The organism is Enterococcus pallens ATCC BAA-351 (assembly GCF_000407485.1).
GTDB classification, from domain to species: Bacteria; Bacillota; Bacilli; order Lactobacillales; family Enterococcaceae; genus Enterococcus_A; species Enterococcus_A pallens.
The window spans coordinates 18,319-30,596 of sequence record NZ_ASWD01000003.1 but is presented as its reverse complement, the minus strand read 5'-3'; the positions used below and the strand labels follow the sequence as shown (position 1 = coordinate 30,596).

Sequence of the window (12,278 nt, the reverse complement as noted above, 5' to 3'; positions counted from 1 at the left end):
AAATGGCAAAAAAAATAAATTTTGGTATTATCGGTTTCGGTTTCATGGGACAGACCCATGCGGAAACGATCAAAAATTTAGAATATGCCGAGTTAAAAGCGGTTTGCGATACGAATGAAGCACAATTTGAGTATGCCTCAGCTGGAGTCAAAACCTATGTGTCCGCGGATGACCTATTGGCGGATGAAACAATCGATACGGTGATCATTGCTGTACCAAACTTGCTCCATTTAGAAATGGTAGTCAAGGCGGCGAAAGCTAAGAAAGATATTATTTGTGAAAAACCGCTGGCGATGAGCTCGGAGGAAGTTAAGGAAATGATGGCTGTGACGAAGGAGGAGGACGTTCGTTTCACTGTTCATCATCAACGGCGTTGGGATCATGACTATCGTGTTGCTAAGGAAATCTATGATCAAGGATTAGTAGGGAATATCTATACAATAAAAAGTTCGCTCTACGGGTTTAACGGAAATATGCATGATTGGCATATTTATCCTGAATTGGGCGGCGGGATGCTTTATGACTGGGGCGTTCATTTGATCGACCAAATGTTGTGGATGATTCCTGCGAAGCTGCAAACTGTTTACGCGGATGTTCGCAATGTCATCAATGAGAATGTCGATGATTATTTCAATATCCAGCTCTATTTTGAAAATGGCGTGAATGCCCAGATCGAGCTAGGAACCTATTTCCTGAACAGCTCTGAAAATTGGTTTGAACGTCATTGGTTTGTCGGTGGTGACAAAGGCAGTGCCAAAATCGACGGGTTTAATCCAAAGGGTGAGATCACTCGGACTTCAGAATTACTGGGCAATGTTCCTGGAAAAATCACCATGACCCATGCGGGACCAACTAGAAGCTTTGGACCAGCGCCAGAGGGAAGAATCTTGACGGAGGAGCTGCCAGAGGTTGAAGTCTCACATCGCATGTTCTTCGATAATTACTATGCTCATATTACCGGAAAAGAAGAACTGACGATTCAGCCGGGTCAAATCTTGCGCCTGATGCAGGTAGTAGAAGCTATCCGAATCTCTGCGAAATACCATCAGAGCATTCATTTTGAATAAATAGTACGAATAGAAAAGAGAGGAAGACAATCATGAAAAAAGTAAGAATCGGAATTATCGGCTGCGGCGGGATCGCGAATAATAAACACTTTCCAGCACTATCCAGCCAAGCGGACAAATGCGAAATGGTGGCGTTCTGTGACAATCAAGTGGAACGTGCAAAAGAAGCAGCGGAAAAATTTGGGACGGAGGATGCCAAATATTACGAAGACTATCATGAGCTGCTAAAAGATAAAACCATCGATGTGGTACACGTTTGTACGCCAAATGTCAGTCATAGTCCAATCACTGTCGCAGCATTCGAAGCAGGCAAGCATGTTTTATGTGAAAAACCAATGGCTCATACGCCTGAAGCAGCCCAATTAATGATGGATGCTTGGAAAAAATCTGGTAAGAAATTTACGATCGGCTATCAAAATCGCTTTAGAAAAGAAGTCACTGCATTACATGAATCTTGTGCCAATGGCGATTTAGGTGAAATCTACTTTGCAAAAGCTCATGCGATTCGCCGGAAGGCTGTCCCAACTTGGGGTGTTTTCCCTGACAAATCGCAGCAAGGCGGTGGACCATTGATCGATATCGGAACACACGCATTAGATATCACTTTATGGATGATGGATAACTACGAAGTTGAATCTGTGACGGGTTCAGTTTTCAATAAACTAGGCAATCTGCCTGGTGCAGAAGAGGGCAATTTATTTGGTCCTTGGGATACGGACAGCTATGAAGTAGAAGATTCAGCGTTCGGTTTTATCAAAATGAAGGACGGATCAACGATTTTCCTGGAAGCTTCATGGGCATTGAATGTCCTGGAATCAAAAGAAGCGGCAACTACCTTATGCGGAACAAAAGCAGGGGCGCAAATTGATGCAGGCATGAGTTATCCAGTCAACCAATTGACGTATAACCGCTCAAAAAATGGCTTGCTTACAGAAGAAAATCTCAGCGCCTCTGGCAATATCGCTTTCTTTGAGGGCGGCGATTCCGATCCTGAAAAACTTGAAGCGAAACAATGGTTGGAAGCGGTGATCAATGACACCGATCCATTAGTAAAACCAGAACAGGCCTTCAAAGTAACTCAAGTATTAGATGCGATCTATAAAGCAGCAGAGACAGGCAACGAAGTAAAACTATAAAACAAAATACCCTCCTTTATTGATCAAATAAAGGAGGTAGGATGTCAGTTCAACTTTTTGCAGGTTGCTAAGTTAGAAAATCCGTTAGTAAGCTTGAGCAAAACAAAGCTTAAAAGCTTTAGTTGAATGATATACGGCATTCGAATCAACCTAATTTTTCCTTGGAAAAATTATTACATTAAAACGAATAAGGATGTCAGTTCAACTTTTTGCAGGTTGCTAAGTTAGAAAATCCATTAGTAAGCTTGAGCAAAACAAAGCTCAAAAGCTTTAGTTGAATGATATACGGCATTCGAATCGAACTAATTTTTCTTTGGAAAAATTATTACTTTAAAACGAATAAGGAGGCTTTCAAATGTTTGAACAATATTTAGTAAATCCAAATGGGTTTCGTAATGTTAAAGAGGACGATCAAGTGATCGGCTATGAAGTGCAGTTACGAATTCCATATTATCGCGGATTACCTATGAGCTGTGTAGAGGTGATTGATTTAACTGTGGATGGGGAAGAGGTTGCCAATGAAGATATGGCGATCACAGTAAAAGGAGAGACTTTTACTTTCGCTGAACTACCAACAGCGATCAATCATCGCTGGGAAATGATCGAAACAATCACCGTATTTGTGAAAAAGCCGGGTGGATTAGCCGAAGGGGAACACAAGGTTCATGCCTTTGTCAGCCTAAGGATATCCTACCTGCCATTTAACAATGTTGGTGATGATGAAAAAGTATTAGTGCTAGAAGCTTAAGACTGGAGGAGATGACACAATGAGTAAGATCAAACGGGGCGTATCACTATACAGCTACCAAGATGAGTTTTATACCGGAAAAATGAACTTAGAAGATTGCATTCGCGAAGCGTCAAAGGCTGGAGCAACAGGGATCGAGTTCCTGCCAGAACAAATGCTGCCGACATTTCCGAATATTTCAGATGATTTTGTGAAACAATGGCACGAGTGGATGGAAAAATACCAGGTAGAACCGATTGCCTATGATGCTTTCTTAGATAATAAGCTCTTCGCAAATCGTATGTTGACTACTTCAGAGAATGTTGACATGATGAAGAGAGACTTAAAGATCGCAAACCGCTTAGGCTGTAAAATCTTAAGGACTTTAGTTTCAACACCACTAGAGGTCGTGAAGCAGAGCCTACCTTACGCGGAGGAAATGAATGTAAAAATCGCGTTGGAAGTCCATGCCCCATTTACCTTTGGAACTCCTTGGTTTGAAGAACGGCTTGATTTCATTAAGGAAAGCGGCACGAAATGGTTTGCGATCATGCCGGACTTCGGGATTTTTGCAAAACGAATCGGGTCGATCTTTCAAGACCGATACATTCGCGAAGGCGGGACACCAGAGATCATAAAAATGGTCAGCGACAACTACGAAAATGGTGTGAACAAGGACGAAACCTTCGAAAAAGTTTCCAAGATGGCTGAAGCAAATGAAACGGATAAGAGCTTCGCGGAATTTTGTCGTCATTTCGTCTATACTGATCCAGCTATTTTAACAGAGAATATGCCTTATATTGCGCATATCCATGGGAAATTCTATGATATTACAGAGGATTATCAAGAAACAAGTATCCCTTACCATGATGTTGTCAAAACATTGAAGGATGCAGGGTATGAAGGCTATATCTGTAGTGAATATGAAGGAAACCGCCATATTCAGGACTATATGGAAGTCGACAGTATTGAGCAGGTACGTCGTCACCAAGCATTATTAGAAAAAGTAATCGGTTAGCAGGTGACGAAATGATTAAGTTGATTGCGTCAGACATGGATGGCACATTAGTCAGTAGTAATCATGATATCTCGCAGGGCAATGTGGAAGCGATCAAAAAAGCTCAGGGGAAGGGCGTTGAGTTCATTATCACGACTGGAAGAAGCTATGAGGATGCTCATCCGCAGGTCTCGTCCGCTGGAATTGAGTGCAACTACCTGGTCATGAACGGCAGCGAATTGCGAAATGCACAAGGAGAGATTATTCAAAGTCTCTATCTTGAGGATGCTATCGTTGAGCAGATCGTGGAGGAGCTGAAACGACAAGGTCTATATGTCGAGGTCTACACGACAGGCGGGACCTTTTCACTAAGCGATGTCGAAACCTGCAAATGGGCTGTCGCCACTAAGATAAATAATTTTCATCCTGAAATATCGATTGAACAAGCATACGAGGAAGCAGAGGAACACTTTTTATACAAAGCGATTCGACGTGTAGATTCAATCAAAGAAATTTTCGAAAACGATTACCAAGTTGGGAAAATTATCAGCTTTTCAAATAATCGGGAAAAAATCGCCGAGCTAAGGGAATGCTTGTCTGAAAAATATCCTGTCAACGCTACGGGTTCCTTCGCGATTAATTTGGAAATTACGAATCCTTTAGCTGATAAGGGAGAAGCTATCAAACATTACGCGAATAACCGCGGGATATATATGAATGAGATCATGACGATCGGTGATAGCTACAATGACTTGGGCATGCTGAGTGAAGCGTTCGGTTACACGATTGCAATGGGTAATGCGATCAAAGAGGTAAAAGAACAAGCGAAGTATGTGACGGATACAAATGATGCAGACGGTGTTGGGAAGGCAATTGAACAGTTTCTCTAGTTAAACTATAAAAAGGAGAATTTCATTATGAGTTTTGTTGATAATCTCGAAAAGATCCAGCTTACAGCAGAAAAAATTTCAGATAATCGCTATTTGAAAGCAGTCAGCAAAGGAATGGTCATGACTATTCCGGCCAGTATCACTGGAGCAATGTGTACACTGGTTGCTAATCTTCCATTTGATGGCTATCAAAACTTCATTCAGGGCAATGGAATAAAGTCTTTATTATTACTACCAGGCTATTTTACAAGTAACATTATGGGCCTGATCGTGGTTTATTTCATTGCCTATAACTTAGCAAAATCCTTCGATATTGAAGGGATGTTTCCTGGATTTTTAGCTATCGTTTCATTCTTGATCTTGACACCGCTGGCAACAATTGAGCAGCAGGTGCATGATACCGTAAGGCCGGTGGATTTCATCAGCTTTGATTATATAGGATCGAAGGGGATGTTCGTGGGTATTATCGTCGGATTGATCGTCGCGCGCCTCTATTATTGGTTCATAAAAAATAATATCACCATCCACATGCCGGAGAGTGTGCCGAGCTTTGTTGAAAAATCGTTTAGTTCGATCATTCCTTTCTTTGCTATCGCCTTTTTAATGTCCTTGGTTTCTTGGGGCTTTGCTATGACTAGCTTTGGCAGTGTGCATGAATTGGTCTATAGTGTTCTGCAAGTTCCAATTCAGCAAATTGGCGGTTCCGTTGGCGGAGTAATGGTAGCGTATGCAATGATTGGGCTTTTCTGGTGGTTCGGTATTCACGGCAAGGCAATTATATTTGGTGTATACGCACCAATTATCCAAACAATGACGATCGAAAACATGAACGCGGCAGCTGCTGGAACAACACCGCCTCACTTGATTGATTTTGGTTTCACGTCTGTTTTCCTAGAAATCGGCGGCGGAGGTTGTGTTCTTGGTTTAGCAATTTGTTTCCTATTATTCGCGAAAAGTGATCAATACAAAAATATCGGGCGAATCACTAGTGTGCCAACTTTCTTTGGTATCAACGAACCAATCACATTTGGGACTCCTATTTGTTTGAACCCGACGTTCTTAATTCCGACAGTCATTACACCGTTGGTCACTGGACTGATTGGCTATCTATCAATTACTACAGGGTTAGTTCCACGCATGATCGGAGCACAGCTGCCAACAGGGACTCCAACGCTACTTAATGCTCTTATCGCTGGCGGCTGGAGAATGTTAATAGCTCAAGCAGTTTGTGTTGCGGTATCGGTAGGAATTTACTTCCCATTCTTTAAGATGGCGGACAATTTAGAGTGTAAACGTGAACAAGAAGCATTGAAAGAAAAAGAAGCAGAAATTACTGATATGGGCATAGAAAATCAAGCTGCGATCACAGAATAGACAAATACGAATTTTAGTTCCTCTTTTACATGATTGATCTATGGCATGAAAAATTGATTCATTAATTTTATTAAGGAGAATAGAGCGATGAAAAAAATTAATATTTTGTTAGTTTGCAATGCTGGTATGAGTACCAGTCTGTTGATCGAGAAAATTGAAAAGGCGGGCGTTGATCAGGCGATCGAAACCAGTGTAGATGCGCGTCCAGTCGATGATGTGAAGAATCACTTAAAGGAAAAAGACGTGATTTTATTAGGTCCACAGGTTAGATTTAAAGAAAAACAAATCAAAGCTTTAGTAGCAGATGAAATCCCGGTATCTGTCATTGATATGTCTGCATATGGCACGATGAATGGTGAAAAGGTGCTTCAACAAGCTTTATCATTAGTAAAAGAGTAGATTAGATCAGGCGGCGGCTAACTCTTAGCCGCCGTCTTTCTAAACCATTCGTTTGATAGATACCGGTAATTTTTAGAAACGGAGAAAACAAATGAGACAAGAAAAGTTAACATTTAAAGTGATTGGAGCAATCATTTCAACTGGACTTTTATCCTTTTGTGGCGTGCTTGTTGAGACTGCAATGACTGTGACTTTTCCTACATTAAGTAAAGAATTCGATGTAAATACGGCAACAGTCCAGTGGCTGGTTACCATTTATTTATTAGTATTGGCGATCATCGTGCCGCTATCAGGTTTTTTAAAACGTTCCTTTAAAAATAGAACGCTGTTTCTGATCGGTATTGGCTTTTTCACTTTAGGAATCGTCATCGACGCGATTGCTCCAACTTTTTCGATTTTATTATTAGGACGGATCATTCAAGGTATCGGGACAGGGATCGGCTTGCCGCTCATGTTCAACATTATCTTGGAGCAGGTACCATCCAACAAAATCGGTATGATGATGGGCGTTGGAACGATGATTCCAGCGATAGCGCCTGCCATTGGACCGACATTCGGTGGGCTGGTAGTTACAAGTTTGGGTTGGCGTTCCATTTTTATTTTACTGATTCCAGTCATGCTGGCGGCTATGGTAGTCGGTTTAATGACGATTGAACAAAAAAGTGAGGTTCAAAAAGCGAGCTTTGATTTTTTAAGTTTGCTGTCTATTATGCTGATGTTTATAGGAACGATTATCGGCTTCAGCAATATGGGAAGTACAAGCTTGTTTTCAATGCAGGTCGGTGGCGCTTTTATTTTAGGTATCATGGGATTAATTTGCTTAGTGCAGCGTTCGAAAGGTTTGACGGAACCAATTTTACAGCTGGATCTATTGAAGAATCGGGCGTATCGTCTGCACGTAATCTGTTTCTTTATTCTGCAATTGGTCTTGATGGGTCTGGTGTTCATTTTGCCGAACTACATTCAATTGGTGAATGGTGCGACACCCCAGATTTCTGGCTTTGTCGTTTTGCCAGGCGCAACGTTAGGTGCTTTATTCACACCACTAGGCGGACGAATCTTGGATCGCTTTGGACCAAAGAAACCAATTATGGCAGGGTGTCTGGTGATTGCTTCCTCATTACTGCTGTTTACGATCTTTAGCGGAGTATTGAGCAATCTTCTAATAGGAATTCTATATTTTATGTTCACTTTAGGCGTTGGTTTCTCATTTGGAAATTTAATGACCAATGGCTTAAAGCAATTAACTGATTCACAACAGGCAAATGGCAATGCCATCATTATGACATTCCAGCAATTCGCGGGCGCGTCAGGTACCTCAATCGTTGCCAGTATCATTTCCCAAAGTCAGTCGGATCAGGCGCTTAGTATCGCACAGTCTACAATCAACGGTTCAAGAATGGGATTCTTGTTTTTAATTATTCTATTTGCTATCGAACTTTTCTTGCTGGTGCGTTTATTTTATAGTCGAGAAACGCAGGCGGATATTCAAGTTCAAGAAATCGATTAAGAAAGGAAACGACTATGATAAATAAAGTAATGGGCATCGACATTGGTGGTACTTCGATCAAGTTGGCTCTTTTTGATGTGACTGGTCTGATGCTAGATCAATGGAGTATTCCGACCAACATTGCGAATGCAGGCAGCGAGATTCCTGCCGCGATTGTTGATAGTATTAAAGAAAGAATGAGTCAAAACAATCAAGATTTAGCTGAGGTTTTAGGAATTGGGATAGGTGTACCTGGTCCAGTAACTGATCAAGTTGTAAAACGAGCAGTCAATCTAGGCTGGACGGATTTTCCTTTAAAGCAAATGATTGAAAATAGCTTAAATATTCCTGTAGTTCTGTTGAATGACGCCAATGCCGCGGCTTTAGGCGAGTTATGGAAGGGATCAACGGAACAGGTTCGAAATATTGTCTTCGTGACAGTTGGAACAGGTGTTGGCGGCGGAATCATCGTTGATGGCAAAATTGTGAACGGCGAGCATTCCTCTGGCGGCGAAATTGGACACATTCCGGTTCAAGCTGAGGAAGAACGAATTTGCGGCTGCGGCAATATCAATTGTTTGGAATGCTACGGTTCTGCGAATGGAATGATTAAGACATTGAATCTTTTGGCGGATAAATCAGTTGTTTCCAATACAAAGGAATTATTTGCGTTGACCCAACAGAATGATTCCCGTGCTAAAGAAGCGTTAAAAATCACCGTTGATTATCTCGGACGTGCGATCGCAGGAATCATTAATACATTAGATCCTGAGGAAATCGTGATCGGAGGTGGCGTGTCTGAAGCCGGAACATTATTCTTATCGCCATTAAAGGACGCTATCGAGAGGTATGCTTTTCCCCAGATTGTTGGAAATTTTCGATTGCGAAAAGCAATTCTCGGAAATGAGGCTGGCATGTACGGTGCTGCTTATCAAGTGGTCAGTACACTGAAAGAATATGCTATTTAAGAGGAAAGGATAGAAGTGGAATGAATAATCAAGCACAATTAGAAGCGGTGATGGGACTAATCATTCACAGCGGTAATGCCAAAAGCGAAGCGATGGAAGCGATCGAGGTCGCGAAAAGCGGAGATATCGCTGGTGCTATGAATAAGATTGAGATTGCAGGAGAAGCGTTAATTAAAGCGCATCACGCACAAACAGAAATGCTGACAAAAGAAGCTCAGGGTGAGGCAACTGAAATGAATTTACTAACGGTTCATAGTCAGGATCACTTGATGACTTCGATCGCCTTTTGTGATTTAGCGAAGGAAATTATCGATGTTTATGAGTATGTGCAAAATAGTCGGATTTAGTTTGTTAAGTAGAATAGTGACAGATTCAATCAATATACAACTGCACAAATAAGACTGATTTAGTTAGTTAGCTTTCTTTTTGTACAAGAAAGGAACTACAAGACCTACGCAGGAAGCAGCAAATAGCTTAAACTTATTATAAGGTTTAGGCTATTTGGTGTTTCTAGCGAGTGATTAAGGGGTTACTTCAGAAGCGTTGTTTTCTATTCTTCAGACGAAAGAAGAATCAATGCCTCTTCTAACGAAGTTACACAGCCGCCGATTAATTTTATTAGATCATTAGAGGTTGAAGTAACCAGTTCTTCAGCAATAGTATTTTGGAAAGAGAATACTAATTGGTTTGCCGCATCATTTGGAATACCTAAATATTGCAAACTATCTAGGACGTTTTTTCACTTTCGTTTTCGTGAATGATCTTTCTTTCACTTAGATGCTCCAACTTGTCAGCGATTGTTCGATAATCAATTAAAGTTGAACTCACTAACCTATAATTTTTATTTACATGATTATTCCCCACAAAAAAACGTAGCATTAACCAAAGCCAAGCCAGTTCTCAATACAAAATTAAATCTTATATTTTTATTGTAGACAAAAGTTCACCTGTTTTTAGTGCTGACTTTATACTAATAGGAGAGGTGTCCCAGCATGTCTAGCGACATTCGTTGAATGTAAGACAAGACATTATGTAGCAATTAAGATAACAAGATTGAAACATGATGTAATGGAACAAATCTCGAACAAGCGTTATGCTAAAATAATTCTAAGCTGCGCTTAATCTTAACATTCGTCTATCACCGATTAGTTACAAGACAGAAACATCATGTTAAGTACAGTGTAAATGGAACGAATGAAGCAGCCGGTTTCTTATGGAAAAGAAGCTGGCTATATCTATATAAAATTCCCATCTCCTCTTAAGCGGAGAGGGAATGAAAAAAAGAATTGGTATGTTACGTATAATTCAACCTTCATCTCAAAATATGTAATTGTCAAAGAACTAATTTGCGTAGTATGAATACTAGACAACCTGCGAATGGGCCCGATTCGCAAGCGTCAGTGTTCGTTTATTTGTCATGGATCATGATCGTCTAACAAATGGTTCACGATAGCCAGAACCACACCGACAATAATCGGGGCTAGAATATATTGCACAAAAGGTTGCACAGTCATCACCTCCCTTCAGTGCAGGATCATGAGCCAGACAAGGGTTATCTACCTACGCTGGTAAATGATCAGACATCATGAAGGGCTATCAGGTGGACTCTTTCGATTTCTTCGTTCTTCTTCCTTCGCTTTTCTCCGTTTTTTACGTTTCACCATTTCCTTAACAATATCGTAAAAATTATCTGAAGGAGCAGCAGCTTCTTCTTTATTGGCTAATGACTTAGTTGTTTCAAGCTTTTCGACAGTGACTTTAGCAGGTTCTGCAGGAGCTTGATTGTTCATGGAAGCAGACAGAACTTCATGAACCTCGCTCCTAATTGCTGGTAAATCTGAAGATACTTCTGGAACTTTTGGTGTTTCCTGCCAGATACAATGAAGAGCTGACAGTTGTTCTGGCTGTTCAATTTCTTCCGGTTTTTCTTCTGGAGCAGGGATGCCAAATAGTTCATCGCCTTCGAAAATAGGGCGTTCAATGGTTTCTACAAATTTGGCTTTGACCACTTCTTGGAACAGAACCACACCATCTTTTTCAAACAGATGTAAACTGCTTAATAGCTTCAATGACTCTTTGATTTCTTCTGGACTTTTCGTCGTATCCGGATCTTTAACCGTAAAATTATGTGTTTTGCCTTCACTATTGAGGAAGGTGGAAACGAGTCTGATCATTTACGTAGCTCCTTTCTATGATTTATTTGCGTAGGTGAGACAGACGATAAGTATCATTTTCAGGTGGCTTCAGTGTCAGCTTCTGTATGGAATAATTTGGCAACTTGTGACTTGATAAGAGATTTGGCTTTTTCGATAAAATTGCGAACAGGGTTCAGCTTTAAATTCAAGATCCGCAATTCACTGGTTTCAAAATAATCTACAAAATACCAGAAAAACTGCTTCATGGTTCTCGTCGCCTTGGTATTCATAAATAAGTGACGAACTAAGTCTTGCAATACCAGAGCGAACTCCTTCGCACCAAGTTGATAACGTACGCGTAAAGCAAGTAATAGTTTGATGGTCATGGTGCTATTCTGCGTTTCCTGATAGTATTCCATGAGTCTTTGTTCAATAGTTTCAAGTTTTAGGTTAAACAGTTGTTGGTGGGTGAAGGGTTGCTCTGACATCATAATGGATTCCTCATTTCTTTTCTTTATAGATAAGCATTCATTCAACCAACTCCTTAGAAAGCTGGTTCAATCATAAAGTAATGCAAGAGAAGCACGACACGTCTGCCGCTGCTTCTCAATTAATAATTAGCGTGTAACAGGAACTTCTTCAAAAATCGGTGTTTCAATTGTTTCGACATACTTGGCACTCACGACGAATTCATATTGGCGAATCCCGTCTTTATGAAAGAGGTTCAATTTCGCCATTTCTTCCAAAAGAGCTTTAATTTGTGAAGGTGTCTTGGTGGTATCAGGATTGCTCAAGCTCCAAGTTTGGTTTTTACCCATACCATTTCTAAAAATAGAGACTAACTTAACGACTTTTTTCATGCTTATTCAACCTCCTTCGTGATACGTGACTGCACAGTCATAATCACACTATCCAATGAGCTGCCTTGTTGAGATAAATCTGCCATAATTTCTCCTAACTTCACCACATCTTCTTCAGGTGGATTGTCAATCACGTTTGAAAAGTTCACTTTCTTCTGTTTGTCTTCACCTGCTTGTTCAATTTGTACTTGTAATTTTGTGCCCAATTTTTGTATCATTTCGATTCCTCCGTTTTC

Annotated in this window: 14 protein-coding genes; 10 read left to right on the top strand and 4 right to left on the bottom strand. The window is 40.7% G+C overall.

Annotated features, from left to right (window positions below; all coding sequences use genetic code 11):
• Positions 1-2: 2 nt before the first annotated feature.
• The 10 genes from I588_RS12680 to I588_RS12635 all read left to right on the top strand — a co-directional run bounded on the left by I588_RS12680 (position 3) and on the right by I588_RS12635 (position 9,394).
• On the top strand, positions 3-1,067 hold the full coding sequence (locus I588_RS12680; protein ID WP_010759146.1) for a Gfo/Idh/MocA family protein: 1,065 nt from the start codon (positions 3-5) through the stop codon (positions 1,065-1,067).
• 32 nt (positions 1,068-1,099) lie between these two features.
• The gene (locus tag I588_RS12675; protein WP_010759145.1) at positions 1,100-2,203 is read left to right on the top strand and encodes a Gfo/Idh/MocA family protein; all 1,104 of its coding nucleotides are present in this window, start codon (positions 1,100-1,102) and stop codon (positions 2,201-2,203) included.
• Between the two features lie 355 nt (positions 2,204-2,558).
• A complete protein-coding gene (locus I588_RS12670; RefSeq protein ID WP_010759144.1) occupies positions 2,559-2,951 on the top strand; it encodes a C-glycoside deglycosidase beta subunit domain-containing protein in 393 nt (130 codons plus the stop codon).
• Positions 2,952-2,970: 19 nt separating this feature from the next.
• A complete protein-coding gene (locus I588_RS12665) occupies positions 2,971-3,948 on the top strand; it encodes a sugar phosphate isomerase/epimerase family protein (protein ID WP_010759143.1) in 978 nt (325 codons plus the stop codon).
• An 11-nt stretch (positions 3,949-3,959) separates the two neighbouring features.
• Entirely contained in the window at positions 3,960-4,817 is an 858-nt protein-coding gene (locus tag I588_RS12660; RefSeq protein ID WP_010759142.1) for a Cof-type HAD-IIB family hydrolase, read from the top strand.
• A 27-nt stretch (positions 4,818-4,844) separates the two neighbouring features.
• Positions 4,845-6,191, top strand: a complete 1,347-nt coding sequence (locus tag I588_RS12655; protein WP_010759141.1) for a PTS sugar transporter subunit IIC — start codon at positions 4,845-4,847, stop codon at positions 6,189-6,191.
• Positions 6,192-6,278: 87 nt separating this feature from the next.
• Positions 6,279-6,590, top strand: a complete 312-nt coding sequence (locus I588_RS12650; protein WP_010759140.1) for a PTS sugar transporter subunit IIB — start codon at positions 6,279-6,281, stop codon at positions 6,588-6,590.
• A 91-nt stretch (positions 6,591-6,681) separates the two neighbouring features.
• The gene (locus I588_RS12645) at positions 6,682-8,100 is read left to right on the top strand and encodes an MFS transporter (protein WP_010759139.1); all 1,419 of its coding nucleotides are present in this window, start codon (positions 6,682-6,684) and stop codon (positions 8,098-8,100) included.
• Between the two features lie 14 nt (positions 8,101-8,114).
• Positions 8,115-9,047: an ROK family protein gene (locus I588_RS12640; protein ID WP_010759138.1), complete on the top strand. Its 933-nt coding sequence runs from the start codon at positions 8,115-8,117 to the stop codon at positions 9,045-9,047.
• A gap of 20 nt (positions 9,048-9,067) precedes the next feature.
• Positions 9,068-9,394, top strand: a complete 327-nt coding sequence (locus tag I588_RS12635; protein ID WP_010759137.1) for a PTS lactose/cellobiose transporter subunit IIA — start codon at positions 9,068-9,070, stop codon at positions 9,392-9,394.
• A 1,236-nt stretch (positions 9,395-10,630) separates the two neighbouring features.
• On the opposite strand, the gene I588_RS26880 is transcribed toward I588_RS12635, so the two are convergent.
• From I588_RS26880 to I588_RS12615, 4 genes are all read right to left on the bottom strand, one after another.
• A complete protein-coding gene (locus tag I588_RS26880; protein ID WP_010759136.1) occupies positions 10,631-11,221 on the bottom strand; it encodes a DUF2922 family protein in 591 nt (196 codons plus the stop codon).
• A 59-nt stretch (positions 11,222-11,280) separates the two neighbouring features.
• Complete coding sequence (locus I588_RS12625; RefSeq protein ID WP_010759135.1) at positions 11,281-11,673, bottom strand: hypothetical protein; 393 nt, start codon at positions 11,671-11,673, stop codon at positions 11,281-11,283.
• 126 nt (positions 11,674-11,799) lie between these two features.
• A complete protein-coding gene (locus I588_RS12620; protein WP_010759134.1) occupies positions 11,800-12,042 on the bottom strand; it encodes a DUF2922 domain-containing protein in 243 nt (80 codons plus the stop codon).
• Positions 12,043-12,044: 2 nt separating this feature from the next.
• Entirely contained in the window at positions 12,045-12,260 is a 216-nt protein-coding gene (locus tag I588_RS12615) for a DUF1659 domain-containing protein (protein WP_010755458.1), read from the bottom strand.
• Positions 12,261-12,278: the final 18 nt, after the last annotated feature.